The organism is Duganella sp. Dugasp56, assembly GCF_047304105.1.
GTDB lineage: Bacteria > Pseudomonadota > Gammaproteobacteria > Burkholderiales > Burkholderiaceae_D > Rugamonas > Rugamonas hordei.
The window spans coordinates 98,716-113,600 of the sequence record NZ_JBGLYQ010000025.1 but is presented as its reverse complement, the minus strand read 5'-3'; the positions used below and the strand labels follow the sequence as shown (position 1 = coordinate 113,600).

Genomic DNA, 14,885 nt, shown 5'->3' with positions numbered 1-14,885 from the left:
TTTTTTATCATTCCCCCCCCACCCCCCACATCTACCCCCTTCTCCGCCTGGGCCGGGGCTGTGGTTAATAACCCCCCGCCCCGGCCGCGCCGGTCCGCAGGCGCTCAGCTCAGCAGCAGCGTGTAGTAGCCGGCGCTGCGGCGGGTGGTGTCGTTGACCGCCGTGCAGGTCGCGTTCGGGTTGTCGGTCAGTTGCACGTCGGTGGTCACGCCGTTGACGATGGCCTGGAAACTGTAGGTGTCGCCCAGTTCGATGGTTTCCATGATGAACGGGTTCTGGCAGACGACGTTTTGCAGCGGCTTGCCGTCCTTGCTGATTTCAAAGTCGACGTCCTCGCGCCAGGTCGACTGGAATTGCAGCTCGCTGGACGAGGTGCTGCCGATTTCCTGCACGTCGAACACGTAGGTGCCCTGGGTCGAGTCCTGGATCACCTGCGCCAGGAAGCCGGTGGCGCCGGTCACCGTGGCCGGCGCCGAGTAGTAGGTATTGCCGTTGATGACGGTGCTGGCGATGACCTGGTAGGTGTCGGTGGTCGGGATGACCACGATTTGCTTGTGCTCCAGCGCGGGCAGGCTGGCAACCACCTGGCCGGCCTTTTTCACCAGGAATTGTGCGGGGAAGCCGGTCAGGTTGTTGAGCGTGATGGAAGAAGTAGCCATGAAAATCTCCTGTAAGGGTGGATGTGGGGTCGGCGCTGATAGGTGCATCCGACTGATGCCAATATATTCTCAGCATGTTTTTCAGCTAAGTATCTTTACCGTAACAATGACGTAACCGCCATTCGCCTATAATCGTCTTCCCACATCCCGCAAACGAGCCCGTGTCCGACAACGATCACACATTGACTACGCCCGTCTCGACGCTGCGGGCCCAAGATGGCCCATGGCTGGGGCTGACCATCCTGTGGCATCCGGAGCGCGAGCGGATCGGCCAGCAATGCCTGGCGCCGGACGGCAGCGCGCCGTTCGAGCTGCACCGCTACCTGCCGCTGTTCCGCCATCCGGGCCAGGAAGGCGCTGGCCTGGGCCATCGCTGCATCGCGCGCGCGCCGCTGCGGCTGCAACGCCATGCCGACCGCAGCGTCACGCTGGCCCTGCCGGACAGCCGCATGGCGGTCGGCGTCAACGGCGTGCTGCAGACCCGGCCCGTGCTGCAGCTGGACCAGGAGCAGATCACGCGCGGCGTGGTGCTCAGCCTGGGCGGCATGGTACTGCTGTGCCTGCACTGGATGCGCGGCCTGCCCCAGCGCAACCCTCTGCCCGGCATCCTGGGCGTCAGCGACGCCGCCGTCGCGCTGCGCGCGCAGATCCGCCAGGTGGCGCGTACCGAGTTGCCGGTACTGCTGCTCGGCGAGACCGGTACCGGCAAAGACCTGGCCGCGCGCGCCATCCACGCCGGCAGCGACCGCAAGACGCGACCGTTCGTGGCCGTCAACATGGCCGCGCTCAGCGAATCGCTGGCGGCGGCCGACCTGTTCGGCGCCGCCAAGGGCGCCTACACCGGCGCGCAACAGGCGCGCGGCGGCCTGTTCGCCGAAGCTGGCGACGGCACCTTGTTCCTCGACGAAATCGGCGACACGCCGGCGCCGGTGCAGCCGATGCTGCTGCGGGTGCTGGAAAACGGCGAGTACCGGCCGCTGGGCGCGCGCCAGACCCTGCTGTCGCAGGCGCGGCTGATCGCCGCCACCGACCGCGACCTCGGCGGCCAGGGATTCAACCAGGCGCTGCGGCGGCGCCTGGAGGCGTTTGTCATCGACCTGCCGCCGCTGCGGGCTCGGCGCGAGGATATTGGCGTGCTGCTGGCGGAGGCGCTGGCGCAGTGGTCGGCGCAATCGGGGCAGGCGGTCGACTTGCCGCCGGCCCTGGTCGGCCAGTTGTGCCTGGAAGACTGGCCGGGCAATATACGCCAGCTGGCCCATGTCGCCCGGCGCGCGGCGATGGCCGTCGCCGCCGGCGACACGCCGGTGCTGGCGGCCTTGTTGCCGCCGCCGGACGCGCCGCGCGAAGCCGGGCTGGCGTCGCCGGCGCGGCCGGCGCGCGCCAATCTGGCGGAGCTGACGGCGCCGCAGATCGCCGCCGCCATGGCGCGCAACGGCTGGCAGATCCAGGCCGCCGCCCGCGACTTGGGCATCTCGCGGCCCTCACTGTACAAGCTGTTGCAGCGCCATCCGGAAATCCGCCGGCCCGGCGCCGTCTAGTCGTGGCCGGGCAGGTCGTTGCCGCGTCCGGATCCGACCTCGCCTTCCGGATCGAAGGAAAACACGCGGATGTCGGGCATCAGCTCGGCGCCACGGAAAATCCGTACCGTCAGCACCAGCGACATCTTCCAGCGGCCGTAGGCATCGCCGACATTGAGCGTGTGCTTCCAGTGCTGCGTGATCAGGCGCAGCTGGTCCTGGTCCTCCACCTCCGAGCTGTAGTCCATGGCCAGGTGCTGCGTGGCGCCGGGGGCCTGCAGGAACGGCGACGGCGCCGCGTAGCGGGTGACCGGAGGCCGGCCGGTCTCGGTGCGCGCATACGCCACCTTGGGTATGGTGATCAGGCAGCAGTCGACGATCTGGAACGAGGTGAAGCTGTCGGTGCGGCCGCTGCCGATCACCGTCAGGTGGAACACTTCGCCGACGCCGAAATAGATTTCCGCCTCAAACAAGCCGGTCGGATGCACCGGCTGGGCGCCGTCGGTGGAGGTGTAGCGGTACACCAGCTGGTCGCTGATCTGGTCGGCGTCGAAGCCGACGGTGAGCATGACGTTCTTCGATGGTTTCATTGAGGTCTTTCCGGGTCAGGTTGGTGGTAGCGAAAATCTCGTCGCAGCGCCAATAAGTCGGGCTCCGTCTCGATCAGGGGTATCGGATAGCCGAGTGCGCCGGCGCGCCGCACGTGCGCCAACGCCGCGCCGCGGTCGCCGCCCAGCTCGTAGGCCACGGCGGCGCGGAAATGCACCTCGGCGCTGTCGGCGGCGGCGGCCAGCGCGCGGCCGGTCCACAGCCGGGCCGCTTCGTGCTGTTTGAGCTTGGCCAGGTACAGGCCCATGCGGGACTGATACACCACCACCTGCGGCAGGCGTTCCAGTAGCGGTTGCAGCAGACGCACCGCCTGGCGGTAGGCGTTCTCGGCAGCGTCCTGCTGACCCGGCAGCCAGCGCAGGGCGTCGGCCAGGTTGGCCCAGTACAGGTATTTGTTCGGACTGCCCTGGCCGGCCGAGATCGCGCGCTCGAAGTTGAGCCTGGCGCCGAGGTAGTCGCCGCGGGCGAACAGCGCGGTCCCCAGGTTGGTGTACAGGCGGCTGCTCGGCCGTACCTGCAAGCCCTGCTGCAACACCTGCAAGCCCTCTTCGGCGCGGTCCAGCCGCAGCAGCGCGGCCTGCAAATTGGCATAGGCGAAGACCGCGTCCGGTTCCAGTGCAATGCTGTGCCGAAACGCCCGTTCCGCGGCCGCATAGTCGCCGCGCTGGTAATCGAGACGCCCGTCCAGATCGTAGAAGATCCGCTCGGCCGGATAGAACGCCCGGCCCGCCGCGATCGCCTGGCGCGCCTCGCCGAAGCGGCGCGCGCTGATCAGCAGGTCGGCGCGTCCCCACAAGGCAAACAGATTGCGCGGATCGAGCGCCAGCGCGCGGGCGCCGGCAGCCAGCGCGGCGTCGTGCCGGCCCCGGTATTCGAGCGCCCAGGCCTGCGCCGCGTGCGCCAGCGCCAGCTGGTCGTCCAGCTTGAGCGCTTGCTGGGCGCCGGCCTCGGCGCGCTGCAGCCAGACCTCGTCGCGGCCGTCGCCGGCATAGCGCATGCTGTACGCCAGCGACAGGCCGGCGGCAGCCGCCGCATGCCGCGGTTCCCGGCGCAGCATGGCGTCGAACTGCGCGACCGCGGCGTCGATGCTGCCGTTGCGATCGGGCGCGCGCAACGCGGCCAGTCCGGCCTGCATCGCCGTGGCGGCGGAAAACGGTGCCGGCAACAGCGGCGGCGCATCGCCCCACCGCCACAGCACGATCCCCAGCAAGGCGGACGCCAACAGCGCCGCAGCCAGCGCGGCGTAACGCGGACGCCGGCGGACCGGCAGCGGTGCGGGCAGGGCGACCGGCTCGGCATCCACCAACAACCCGCGCAGCGCGGCGGCGACCGCCTGCATCGACGGCGGGCGCGCCCGTACGATGTGGGCGGTCATGGCACGCACCAGCGCGGCGGCCGCCGCCGGCACCTGCGGCGGGAACGGCCATTGTGCCGAGCTGGTCTGCAGTTGCGCGGCCGCCAGTGCCAGGCCGTGCAGATCGGCCAGCGGCCGGGCCCCGGTCAGCAGTTCATACAACACCACGCCCAGGGCGTAGATATCGCTGGACGGGGCGGCGCCGACGCCCTGCAGCCGCTCGGGCGCCAGGTAGGCAATGGTGCCGTTCAGCGCCGCCGGCAGGCCGCTGCCGGTCGCCAGCGGATCGATGTACCGGGCCAGGCCGAAGTCCAGCACGCGCACCCGGCCCGAGGCTTCCCGCATCAGGTTCGACGGCTTCAGGTCGCCATGCACCAGATTGGCGCAGTGCGCCTCCTGCATGGCCTCGGCCACCTCCAGCACGACGCGCAGCGCCTCCGCCGGCGCCAACGGGCCGTCCCACAGCAGCTGGCTCAGCGTACGGCCGTGGACCAGCTCCATGACGATGGCGGCGGCATCGGGTCGCTCGTCGAGCGCGTAAATCTTGACGAAGGCGGGGTGGTGCAACGACGCGGCGGCGCGTGCCTCGCCGAGCAGCAGCTCGCTGTGCTGCCATCCCGGGGCCGCCTTCAATTGTTTGAGCGCCACGCTGCGCTGCAGCCGGCTGTCCCACGCTTCGAATACCCGGCCGTAGCCGCCCTCGCCCAGCGCTCTGCGGACCTGGTACTGCGCTGGGGCAGCTAGTGTCTCGGTCGCTGGGGGGATGGTAGTTTCCATGTCGCGTCGCCTTGGGATGGAGCTGGCGAAACGCAATTCACCAAACGATCATTGCCAGCAGTCAGCGCTAGGATACCAGTGAGTATACGAAAAGCAATATTTTTCGAAAAGCAATTCCACTTCCGAATTGCAAGTCATCGGGCCGCCGCCGTGGTTGACCCATGCCGCGCCATGAAAAAAAGCGGACCACGCCGGGGCGTGGTCCGCTTTTTCAGCATGCAGAATGCGCTCAGACGACGATGGTCTGGTGCTCGTCGCCGACGCGGGCGCGGATCTTGCCGATGGTGTAGACGGTCTCGCCGGCCGCTTCCAGCTGGGCGATGGCCGCTGCCGCGTTTTCCTGCGACACGATCACGGTCATGCCGATGCCGCAGTTGAACACGCGGTGCATTTCAGCGTCGGCCACGCCGCCGTGCTGCTGCAGCCAGGTGAACAGCGGCGGCATGGTCCACGATTTGCCATCCAGCTCGGCCACCAGGCCAGGCTGCAGCACGCGGGGGATATTCTCGACCAGGCCGCCGCCGGTGATGTGCACCATGCCCTTGACCTCCATCGAGGCCATCAGCGCCAGCAGCGGCTTGACATAGATGCGGGTCGGCTGCATCAGCACGTCGGACAGCTTGCGGCCGTGGAAGTCGCCTTCCAGGTCCGGCTTGGCCACTTCGATGATCTTGCGCACCAGCGAGTAACCGTTCGAGTGCACGCCCGACGAAGCCAGGCCCAGGATCACGTCGCCCGGCACGATCTTGGTGCCGTCGATGATCTTCGATTTTTCCACCGCGCCGACCGCGAAACCGGCCAGGTCGTATTCACCGGCAGGATACATGGAAGGCATTTCCGCCGTTTCGCCGCCGATCAGCGCGCAGCCGGCCTGTTCGCAGCCCTGGGCGATGCCCTTGATCACGTCGGTCGCGGTGGCCACGTCCAGCTTGCCGCAGGCGAAGTAGTCGAGGAAGAACAGCGGCTCGGCGCCCTGCACCAGGATGTCATTGACGCTCATGGCGACCAGGTCGATGCCGACCGTGTCGTGGCGGTTCAGCTCGAACGCCAGTTTCAGCTTGGTACCCACGCCGTCGGTGCCGGAGACCAGGACCGGCTCCTTGTACTTCTTGCTGATCTCAAACATGGCGCCGAAACCGCCCAGGCCGCCCATCACGCCTTCGCGCATGGTGCGCTTGGCAAAGGGCTTGATCGCTTCGACTAAAGCGTCGCCCGCGTCGATATCGACGCCGGCGTCACGGTAGGACAGGGAAACATTAGAAGTTTGGCTCATGGTGTATTTCGCAGCGGAGGCGGTAAAATAGAAGGCGGAGACCTGTTTCGTAGCAAAAAACCACGAAAATGCGTAGAAATCGGCGCAAAATCGGTACGACAACCCGGTCAATCCGCTATTTTATCAAAATGCCCCGTCCAACAGCCGTTTTTAACCATCTAAATCACTTTCCATGCCATTTCCCCTCTCGCTAGAGCAAAAGCAAACGGTATTCTGGGTAGCGGTTTGGGCGGCATTCTTCCTCCTCCTGATCACTTTGGGTCCGGTGCTGACGCCCTTCCTGGCCGCCGCCATCATCGCCTATGCGCTCAATCCGGGGGTCGACTTCCTCGACCATCTGCACCTGCCGCTGGGCCGCGTGAAGATGCCGGTGCCGCGCGCGCTGGCCGTGGTCGTGGTCGTGGTGCTGTTTTTTGCCGCCATCGCCACCCTGGTGCTGATCGTGGTGCCGGTGCTGCAGAAGGAAATCCCGATGCTGCAGGCGCAGATCCCGGCCTTTTTGGCCAAGACCAACGACCTGCTGGGGCCCAAGCTGCTGGACATGGGCGTCAAGGTGCGCCTCGACAGCGCCGGCATCAAGAAGCTGGTGTCGCAGCAGATGGCCACCAGCGGCGACGAGATCTGGAGCGCCGTGCTCAATTCGGCCCGCGTCGGCGGCACCGCGGTGCTGGGCTGGATCGCCACGCTGGTGCTGATCCCCGTCGTGCTGTTCTACCTGCTGCTGGACTGGCACCCGATGCTGGCCCGTATCGGCGGCGCCGTGCCGCGCCGCTGGATAGTCGCCACCGAGGCGATGGCGCGCGAAGTCGACACCCTGCTGGCCCAGTACCTGCGCGGCCAGCTGCTGGTGATGTTCGTGCTGGCGGTCTACTACTCGGTGGCGCTGGCGATCGCCGGTTTCGACGTCGCGCTGCCGGTCGGCATCATCACCGGCCTGCTGGTGTTCATTCCCTACCTGGGCTTCGGCCTGGGCCTGGTGCTGGCGCTGATCTCGGCCGTGCTGCAGTTCTCCGACTGGAGCGGCGTCATCGCCGTGGCCATCATCTACGGCGCCGGCCAGGTCCTGGAAGGATTCTTCCTGACCCCGCGCCTGGTCGGCGAGCGCATCGGCCTCAATCCGCTGGCCGTGATCTTCGCCCTGCTGGCGTTCGGCCAGCTGTTCGGCTTTGTCGGCGTGCTGCTCGCATTGCCCGCGTCGGCGGTGCTGATGGTGGCATTTAAGCACTTGCGCCGCCACTACCTGAGCAGCAGCTTCTATAATGCGTGACGTGGAATACAGAATCGTTATGCAAAATACAAGACCAAGGCGAACGCCATGAAGCAGCTGGTGCTCGATTTAGGCGCGGACCAGGCGCACAGCCTCGCATCCTTCGAGGTCGGACAGAATGCCGAAGCGGCAGCGCTGATGGAGCAGTTCGCCGGTCGCACGTCGCGCGAGCACTTCGCCTACCTGTGGGGCGCCGGCGGCGTCGGCAAGACCCACCTGCTGAAAGCCCTGGCCAGCGCCGGCGGCGAGGCGGAACAGCTGCGCGCGCGCTACATCTCGCCGTTTTCGATCGAGTCCGAGTTCCTGTATTCGCCCGAGGTCGACCTGTATCTGCTCGACGACTGCGAAAAACTGTCGCCGGTGGCGCAGATCGACGCCTTCGCGCTGTTCAACGAAATCCGCGCCAACAACGCCTTCATGGTCTGCAGCGGCGCCGTCGCCCCGGCCGTGCTGCCGGTGCGCGAGGACCTGCGCACGCGCATGGGCTGGGGCCTGATCTACCAGATCCACGGCCTGACCGACGACGAAAAAGTGGCCGCCCTCTCCGCCGCCGCCACCGCCCGCGGCTTGACGCTGTCGCCGGGCGTGATACCCTACTTGCTGTCCCACTTCCAGCGCGACATGCGGTCGCTGTCGACGATGTTGGACTCGCTGGACCAATATTCCCTTGAAACCCAACGCCCGATCACCCTGCCGCTGCTGCGCGAGTGGTTGCAGGCGGAAGCCAAAGAATGATGAAGCATGAACCTGGCACTATTTGACCTCGACCACACGCTGCTGCCGATCGACTCCGACTACGAGTGGGGCCAGTTCCTGGTGCGCATCGGCGCCGTGGACGCCGCCGAATTCGCCCGCCGCAACGATGAATTCTTCGCCCAGTACCAGGCCGGCACGCTGGACCCGGTCGAATACCTCGAGTTCTCCCTCGGCACCTTGGCCGGCTTTCCGCGCGCCAGGCTCGAGGCGATGCAGGCGCAGTACATGGAGGAAGTCGTGCTGCCGGCGATCCGCCCGGCCGCCCGCGCGCTGCTGCAAAAGCACATCGACGCCGGCGACCTGGTGGCCATCGTCACCGCCACCAACCACTTCGTCACCGCGCCGATCGCCAAGGCCTTCGGCGTCGAGCACCTGATCGCGGCGATGCCGGAAACCGACGCCGAAGGCAACCTGACCGGCAAGCTGCTCGGCACCCCGACCCAGGGCGCCGGCAAGGTCACGCACACCAAGGCCTGGCTGGCGAAGATGGACAAGAAGCTGGAAGATTTCGGCACCGTCCACTTCTACAGCGATTCGCACAACGACCTGCCGCTGATGTCCATCGTCAGCCACCCGGTGGCGACCAACCCCAACGCCGCACTGAAAACGCATGCCACAGCCCAAGGCTGGCCATTAATTGACCTATTCAATGATTAAGAAACTGATCCGCAAAATCCTGGGCACCAAGAGCAAGGCGCGCGACACCAGCACGCCGGTGATACTCGGACCGGACGCCCACGGCATCGATCCCCGTCTGCTGTCGTCAAACGCGGTGCGCGTCACCAGCACCCTGCAGGAAGCCGGCTACGAAGCCTTCGTCGTCGGTGGCGCCGTGCGCGACCTGCTGCTGGGCGTGAAGCCGAAAGACTTCGACATCGCCACCAACGCCACGCCGGAGCAGGTGCGCAAATTATTCAGGCGCGCGTTCATCATCGGCAAGCGCTTCCAGATCGTGCACGTGATGTTCGGCCAGGACCTGCTGGAGGTGACCACCTTCCGCGGCACCACGCTGGACAACGCGCCCAAGGATGAACATGGCCGCGTCCTGCGCGACAACACCTTCGGCTCGCAGGCGGAAGACGCGGTGCGCCGCGACTTCACCATCAACGCCATGTACTACAACCCGGCCAACCAGCAGGTGCTGGACTACCACGGAGGCATCGAGGACATCCGCGCCAAGACGCTGCGCATCATCGGCCAGCCGGAAGCGCGCTACCGCGAAGACCCGGTACGCATGCTGCGCGTGGTGCGCTTCGCCGCCAAGCTCAAATTCTCCATCGAGCCGAACACCGGCGCGCCGATCCCGGTGATGGCGTCGCTGATCGACAACGTGCCGGCCGCGCGCGTGTTCGACGAAATGCTGAAACTGCTGATGAGCGGTCAGGCGCTGGCCTGTTTGCAGCAGCTGCGCAAGGAAGGCCTGCATCACGGCCTGCTGCCGCTGCTGGACGTGGTGCTGGAGCAGCCGCTGGGCGCCAAGTTCGTCACGCTGGCGCTGGATTCGACCGACGCCCGCATCCACGCCGGCAAGACCGTGTCGCCGGGCTTCCTGTTCGCGTCGCTGCTGTGGCACCAGGTGCTGGAGAAATGGACCGCCTACCGCGCGGCCGGCGAGCAGACCATCCCCGCGCTGCACCTGGCCGCCGACGACGTGCTCGATTCGCAAACCGAGAAGCTGGCCTTGCAGCGCAAGATCGGCTCCGACATGCGCGACATCTGGTCGATGCAGCCGCGCTTCGAGCGCCGCACCGGCAAGTCGCCGCACAAGCTGCTGGAACACCTGCGCTTCCGCGCCGGCTACGACTTCCTGCTGCTGCGCTGCGCCTCGGGCGAGATCGACGCCGAACTGGGTGAATGGTGGACCGCGTTCTATGAAGGCGACGAAGCCACCCGTGAAGACCTGATCGCCTCGGCCAACCAGCCAGCCGGCGGTGGCGGCGCCAAACGCAAGCGCGCTCCGCGCCGCGGAGGCCGCAGCAAGGGCGGCGCCGGCGGTGCCGAAGGCGGCGCCCCCGCCACCGGCGGCGGCGACGGCGCGGATTAAGCTGCGCGGACGCACTCACAGCGCATCATGAGCATCATCGGCAAAACAGGCGAAGACGGCTTCGCCTTCACCATCGCCTACATCGGCATCGGCGCCAATCTCGGCGACGCGCGCGGCAACGTGGCCGATGCGCTGGAGCGCCTGCAGCGCCTGCCCGGCTGCACGCTGATGGCCGCATCAAGCCTGTATCGCACCGCCCCCATCGATTCCAGCGGCGACGACTACATCAACGCCGTCGCCCGCATCGCCACCACGCTGGACGCCGAAGCGCTGCTGCAGGCGCTGCACGGCATCGAGCAGGCGCATGGCCGAGAGCGGCCCTACCGCAACGCCCCGCGCACCTTGGACCTGGACCTGCTGCTGTACGGCGACCGGCAGATCGCCAGCCCCACGCTGACCGTGCCGCACCCGCGCATGACCGAACGCGCCTTCGTGCTGGTGCCGCTGCTGGAGATCGCGCCGGCCATCCACATCCCCGGCAAGGGCGCGGCACAGCAATACGCCGCCGCAGTGGCCGGCCAGGGCATCGGCCCCATTATTTGACTCCCCTGCACGCGATAGCATTCAGGACTACACTATCGCGGTCTGACCTCATCTTTAAAGGATTTTCCATGTCTGGTTATTTGCAAGGAAACGAAATGGCCGCGGGCCAAAAGCCTGCCGTCGCCACCGCGCCCGCGCCGGCCAAAACGGTCGCCACCAAGGCGGTGACCATTCCGACGCTGAACACGCTGCGCGCCGCCGGCGAAAAGATCACCATGCTGACCTGCTACGACGCCAGCTTCGCCTCGCTGATGGACCGCTGCGGCGTGGAGATCCTGCTGATCGGCGATTCGCTGGGCATGGTCTGCAACGGCCACCAGTCGACGCTGCCGGTCACCGTGGCGGAGGTGGCCTACCACACGGCGGCGGTGGCGCGCGGCAGCAAGTCGGCGATGGTGCTGGCCGATATGCCGTTCGGCAGCTACGCCACGCCGCAAGCGGCGTTCGACAACGCCGTCAAGCTGATCCAGGCCGGCGCGCACATGGTCAAGCTCGAAGGCGGCGCCTGGCTGGCCGACACCGTGCGCTTCCTGACCGAACGCGCGGTCCCGGTCTGCGCCCACCTCGGCCTGACACCGCAATCGGTGCACCAGCTGGGCGGCTACAAGGTGCAGGGCAAGACCACCGAAAGCGCCGAGCTGCTGAAAGCCGACGCGCTGAAGCTGCAGGCGGCGGGCGCCTCGCTGCTGGTGCTCGAAGCGATACCGTCGAAGCTGGGCAAGGAAGTGACCGACCTGCTGGCGATACCGACCATCGGCATCGGCGCCGGCCCGGACTGCTCCGGCCAGGTGCTGGTGATGCACGACCTGCTGGGCGTCTTCCCGGGCCGCAAGGCGCGCTTCGTGAAAAACTTCATGGAAGGCCAGACCAGCATCGACGCCGCCGTCACCGCCTACGTCACCGCAGTCAAGGACGGCGGCTTCCCGGCGCTGGAGCACTGCTTCTAAGCGCCTCCATCGAGATCGGCCAACATTTGCCCGGCCTGATCCCAAGGTAGCCTGCGGCCGCTATCACGCATGCGTTGATATGCGGCCCGCGCTACCTGCGTGGAGATTTTCGCGCTGCGGACCATCTCCGTGACCAACCACAGCGTTCCACGCACCTCTACTGCTTCCGCTTCCGCAGCAGCCCGCAAATCCTTATCGCCGGTCAGCAATGGGCATTCCTGATGCGCAGCCAACGCCAACGCAAACAGATCGTTGCGCCCCGGCCGCCGATATCGTTGCGCCAATTGCCCGACCCTCGCTACCAGATCGCCATCCATCGTCATAGCCTCCAGCCCCATGTCCAGCAAGCCGGCATGCTGTTCCATCAGCTCATCGTGATAGAGCACATCGGGGACTGCAAAGCGGTATTTCATGTTGAACATCGGTGCCAGCAGGCCGCCGGTGTCCATATCGATCAGTATGTTGGCATCACTGATGAGAAGCAGCATTGCCGCCTTCCAGCGTCCGCATCTTACGGAAGGCGGTGAGCGGCATGCGCATCAACTCCGCGGCTTTGGATTCGCCGATGTAGTCCTCGGCAAGCGCGTGAAAAATCAGTTGCTCGAACACGTGCGGCTGCTCGACCGGGTAGGCATCGCCAGGCTCAGTCAGGTTCCACCCCTTGAGGCGGAACTGACGCACCGTTTCATCACGCCACGCCGGCGTGACTATGCCCAAGTCGCGGGCACGGTACAGCAAGCCTCCCATGCTGAGGCCAAACTCCTCCTTCAGCAATGCCAGCTCCTTGAGTTCGATGTAGCTGCGGCGCGCCCCCAATTCCTGCAAGGCCGACTGGCGCGGCACCAGGAATGCGCCGGCAAAGCGGTTGCAAGCCAGCTCCTCATCCATATCTTCCGCAAGCCGCCCAGTCAGCATCAAATGGCCCAATTCGTGCGCCATGGTAAAGCGCTGGCGGTCGCCCGGCCAATTGCTGCCCACGACTATCACCGGCATGCCGTTCACAGACGCAGCCAGCCCGTCAAACTTGGGATCGGCATGCGCGTCAATCATGAAGACGCGTATGCCGTGCGTTTCCAGCGCGTCGATCAATTCGGGAATCGGCGCATAACCCAAGGCCCAGGCATTGCGTACCTGCTCCGCCACATCTTCAATCTGTGACAGGTCGGATATTTTTTTCGGCAATCCGGCTACTGGCGCAAACGCCTTGAGCGGCGGCGCAGGGAACAGATTCTCCAGTTCGATGCGCCGTTCGATCTGGTCGATTACCTCATGCTCTATAGCCTCCAGCCGCTTCTTCGGCAGCGTCCCACGCTTGCGGTATTCAATGCCTTCCAGCGCGACCGTCTCGGGCCGGAAAAAATACTCGGTCCGCACCTGCAGTGCCTGCGCCAGCTTGATCAACGTCGCGGAATTCGGCGTTGCCGCCTCATCCTCATACTTTTTGATGGCGGCATGGGACAGGTCGACCTTGGCCGCCAGATCGCGTAGCGAAAGGCCGGCCGCCTTGCGCGCCCGGAAGAGCCGTTGTCCTATCATGATTTTCTCCAGCACCGTACGATTGCGGTTTACATTTAATAATATAATACATCAATTTGTAAACCATCGTTTAATCCGCATCAGGTACGGTGCGGGAGCGTTGCGTTTTAGCCGACCCTGATCCAGGTGGTCTTCAGCTCCGTGTATTTGTCGAACGCGTGCAGGGATTTGTCGCGGCCGTTGCCGGATTGTTTGTAGCCGCCGAACGGCACCGTGATGTCGTCGCCGTCGTACTGGTTGACGTGCACGGTACCGGCGCGCAGCGTGCGGGCGGTCTGGATGGCTTTGCTCAGGTTGGCGCTCCATACCGCTGCCTGCAGGCCGTACGGCGTGGCGTTGGCCTGCCTGACGGCGTCGCGCACGTCGGTAAAGCTCAGCACCGACAGCACCGGGCCGAAGATCTCTTCGCGCGCGATGCGCATGTCGCTGTTGACGCCGTCGAACAGGGTCGGCGCGACGTAGTAGCCGCCGCTGTCCTTGCGCACCTGCTCGCCGCCGGCCAGCAGTTTCGCGCCGTCCGCATTGCCCGCTTCGATATAGCCCATCACCGTCTTCAACTGCGTCTCGTCGACGATGGCGCCCATGATGGTGGCTTCGTCCAGCGGATCGCCGGGCGCGAAGCGCGGTATCATCGCCAGCGCTTTTTCGATGAAGCGCTCCTTGATCGACTCTTCCACGAACAGCCGCGATGGCGCGTTGCAGCTCTCGCCCTGGTTGAAATAGATCGATCCCACCGCCGCCGACACGGCCGCATCCAGGTCAGGGCAATCGGCGCACACGATGTTGGCCGACTTGCCGCCCAGCTCAGTCCAGGCCCGCTTCAGGTTGGACTGGCCCGCCATCTGCATGATCTGCTTGCCCACGCGCGTGGAGCCGGTGAAGCCGATGCAGTCCACGTCCATGTGCAGCGCCAGCGCGCTGCCGGCTTCCTGGCCGTAGCCCGGCACCACGTTGAACACGCCGGCCGGGATGCCCGCCTCCAGCGCCAGTTCGCCCAGCCGCAGCGCCGTCAGCGGCGACTTCTCGGACGGCTTGAGCACCACGCTATTGCCGGCGGCGAGCGCCGGTGCGATCTTCCACGCGGCCATGATCATCGGGTAATTCCACGGCACGATGGCGGCCACCACCCCGACCGGCTCACGCGTGATCAGCGCCAGGCTGTCGGCGGCGGTGGGGGCGATTTCGTCGTAGACCTTGTCGATCGCCTCGCCATACCAGCGGATGCAGTTGGCGGCGGCGGGCACGTCGACGCTCTGGCTGTACTTGATCGGCTTGCCCATGTCCAGCGTTTCGAGCAGCGCCAGCTCGACGGCGTTCTTCTGTATCAGGTCGGCGAAGCGCAGCATGGTGCGCTTGCGTTTGGCCGGCGCCATGCCGGCCCAGCGGCTGTCGTCGAAGGCGGTGCGGGCGGCGGCAACCGCGCGGTCGACGTCGTTGCCGTCGCAGCGCGCGACAGGGCCGAGCAGGCGGCCGTCTATCGGTGAATGGTTATCGAACTGCTGGCCGCTGCGGGCCCAGACCCGCTCGCCGTTGATGAAGGCGCGGCCGTCGATCTGCTGAACCAGCGCGCGTTGATGCCAAAGAGGATTGTCCGCCATGTCGA

General features: G+C 66.1%; 14 protein-coding genes. 7 read left to right on the top strand and 7 right to left on the bottom strand.

Annotated features, from left to right (window positions below):
* Positions 1–104: 104 nt before the first annotated feature.
* A complete protein-coding gene (locus tag ACCD07_RS18690; protein ID WP_176652269.1) occupies positions 105–659 on the bottom strand; it encodes a hypothetical protein in 555 nt (184 codons plus the stop codon).
* Positions 660–841: 182 nt separating this feature from the next.
* On the opposite strand from ACCD07_RS18690, the gene ACCD07_RS18685 reads away from it, so the two are divergent.
* Positions 842–2,197, top strand: coding sequence for a sigma 54-interacting transcriptional regulator (locus tag ACCD07_RS18685; RefSeq protein ID WP_176652268.1), 1,356 nt, complete (start codon positions 842–844; stop codon positions 2,195–2,197).
* Here the strand turns inward: ACCD07_RS18685 and ACCD07_RS18680 are convergent.
* The 3 genes from ACCD07_RS18680 to purM form a co-directional block, all read right to left on the bottom strand.
* Complete coding sequence (locus ACCD07_RS18680) at positions 2,194–2,766, bottom strand: hypothetical protein (protein ID WP_176652267.1); 573 nt, start codon at positions 2,764–2,766, stop codon at positions 2,194–2,196. The two genes, ACCD07_RS18685 and ACCD07_RS18680, sit on opposite strands and share 4 nt — an antisense overlap.
* A complete protein-coding gene (locus tag ACCD07_RS18675; RefSeq protein WP_176652266.1) occupies positions 2,763–4,916 on the bottom strand; it encodes a serine/threonine-protein kinase in 2,154 nt (717 codons plus the stop codon). Before ACCD07_RS18675 ends, ACCD07_RS18680 begins: the two co-directional genes overlap by 4 nt.
* Positions 4,917–5,145: 229 nt before the next feature.
* Positions 5,146–6,189 (bottom strand): phosphoribosylformylglycinamidine cyclo-ligase, encoded by a 1,044-nt coding sequence (gene purM, locus ACCD07_RS18670; protein WP_176652265.1) that lies wholly within the window; start codon positions 6,187–6,189, stop codon positions 5,146–5,148.
* A 172-nt stretch (positions 6,190–6,361) separates the two neighbouring features.
* Here purM and ACCD07_RS18665 point away from each other — a divergent pair, with 172 nt between their 5' ends.
* The 6 genes from ACCD07_RS18665 to panB all read left to right on the top strand — a co-directional run bounded on the left by ACCD07_RS18665 (position 6,362) and on the right by panB (position 11,746).
* Positions 6,362–7,456 (top strand): AI-2E family transporter, encoded by a 1,095-nt coding sequence (locus ACCD07_RS18665; RefSeq protein WP_176652264.1) that lies wholly within the window; start codon positions 6,362–6,364, stop codon positions 7,454–7,456.
* Between the two features lie 48 nt (positions 7,457–7,504).
* Complete coding sequence (gene hda / locus ACCD07_RS18660) at positions 7,505–8,191, top strand: DnaA regulatory inactivator Hda (RefSeq protein WP_176652263.1); 687 nt, start codon at positions 7,505–7,507, stop codon at positions 8,189–8,191.
* Positions 8,192–8,197: 6 nt separating this feature from the next.
* Positions 8,198–8,869, top strand: a complete 672-nt coding sequence (locus ACCD07_RS18655) for an HAD family hydrolase (protein ID WP_176652262.1) — start codon at positions 8,198–8,200, stop codon at positions 8,867–8,869.
* Positions 8,862–10,256: a polynucleotide adenylyltransferase PcnB gene (gene pcnB / locus ACCD07_RS18650; protein ID WP_176652261.1), complete on the top strand. Its 1,395-nt coding sequence runs from the start codon at positions 8,862–8,864 to the stop codon at positions 10,254–10,256. The genes ACCD07_RS18655 and pcnB overlap by 8 nt, the downstream gene beginning before the upstream one ends.
* 27 nt (positions 10,257–10,283) lie before the next feature.
* On the top strand, positions 10,284–10,799 hold the full coding sequence (gene folK, locus ACCD07_RS18645) for a 2-amino-4-hydroxy-6-hydroxymethyldihydropteridine diphosphokinase (RefSeq protein WP_176652260.1): 516 nt from the start codon (positions 10,284–10,286) through the stop codon (positions 10,797–10,799).
* A 95-nt stretch (positions 10,800–10,894) separates the two neighbouring features.
* The gene (panB, locus tag ACCD07_RS18640) at positions 10,895–11,746 is read left to right on the top strand and encodes a 3-methyl-2-oxobutanoate hydroxymethyltransferase (RefSeq protein WP_413448212.1); all 852 of its coding nucleotides are present in this window, start codon (positions 10,895–10,897) and stop codon (positions 11,744–11,746) included.
* On the opposite strand, the gene ACCD07_RS18635 is transcribed toward panB, so the two are convergent.
* The 3 genes from ACCD07_RS18635 to ACCD07_RS18625 form a co-directional block, all read right to left on the bottom strand.
* A complete protein-coding gene (locus ACCD07_RS18635; RefSeq protein WP_413448211.1) occupies positions 11,743–12,234 on the bottom strand; it encodes a PIN domain-containing protein in 492 nt (163 codons plus the stop codon). The genes panB and ACCD07_RS18635 overlap by 4 nt on opposite strands.
* Positions 12,215–13,282 (bottom strand): helix-turn-helix domain-containing protein, encoded by a 1,068-nt coding sequence (locus ACCD07_RS18630; RefSeq protein WP_413448210.1) that lies wholly within the window; start codon positions 13,280–13,282, stop codon positions 12,215–12,217. Before ACCD07_RS18630 ends, ACCD07_RS18635 begins: the two co-directional genes overlap by 20 nt.
* Positions 13,283–13,389: 107 nt before the next feature.
* Complete coding sequence (locus tag ACCD07_RS18625; RefSeq protein WP_413448209.1) at positions 13,390–14,880, bottom strand: aldehyde dehydrogenase; 1,491 nt, start codon at positions 14,878–14,880, stop codon at positions 13,390–13,392.
* Positions 14,881–14,885 lie beyond the last annotated feature (5 nt).

Coding starts and splice junctions, on each gene's coding strand:
- ACCD07_RS18690 (WP_176652269.1), bottom strand. CDS start 659: ATGGCTACTTCTTCCATCACGCTCAACAACCTGACCGGCTTCCCCGCA.
- ACCD07_RS18680 (WP_176652267.1), bottom strand. CDS start 2,766: ATGAAACCATCGAAGAACGTCATGCTCACCGTCGGCTTCGACGCCGAC.
- ACCD07_RS18675 (WP_176652266.1), bottom strand. CDS start 4,916: ATGGAAACTACCATCCCCCCAGCGACCGAGACACTAGCTGCCCCAGCG.
- purM (WP_176652265.1), bottom strand. CDS start 6,189: ATGAGCCAAACTTCTAATGTTTCCCTGTCCTACCGTGACGCCGGCGTC.
- ACCD07_RS18665 (WP_176652264.1), top strand. CDS start 6,362: ATGCCATTTCCCCTCTCGCTAGAGCAAAAGCAAACGGTATTCTGGGTA.
- hda (WP_176652263.1), top strand. CDS start 7,505: ATGAAGCAGCTGGTGCTCGATTTAGGCGCGGACCAGGCGCACAGCCTC.
- ACCD07_RS18655 (WP_176652262.1), top strand. CDS start 8,198: ATGAACCTGGCACTATTTGACCTCGACCACACGCTGCTGCCGATCGAC.
- pcnB (WP_176652261.1), top strand. CDS start 8,862: ATGATTAAGAAACTGATCCGCAAAATCCTGGGCACCAAGAGCAAGGCG.
- folK (WP_176652260.1), top strand. CDS start 10,284: ATGAGCATCATCGGCAAAACAGGCGAAGACGGCTTCGCCTTCACCATC.
- panB (WP_413448212.1), top strand. CDS start 10,895: ATGGCCGCGGGCCAAAAGCCTGCCGTCGCCACCGCGCCCGCGCCGGCC.
- ACCD07_RS18635 (WP_413448211.1), bottom strand. CDS start 12,234: ATGCTGCTTCTCATCAGTGATGCCAACATACTGATCGATATGGACACC.
- ACCD07_RS18630 (WP_413448210.1), bottom strand. CDS start 13,282: ATGATAGGACAACGGCTCTTCCGGGCGCGCAAGGCGGCCGGCCTTTCG.
- ACCD07_RS18625 (WP_413448209.1), bottom strand. CDS start 14,880: ATGGCGGACAATCCTCTTTGGCATCAACGCGCGCTGGTTCAGCAGATC.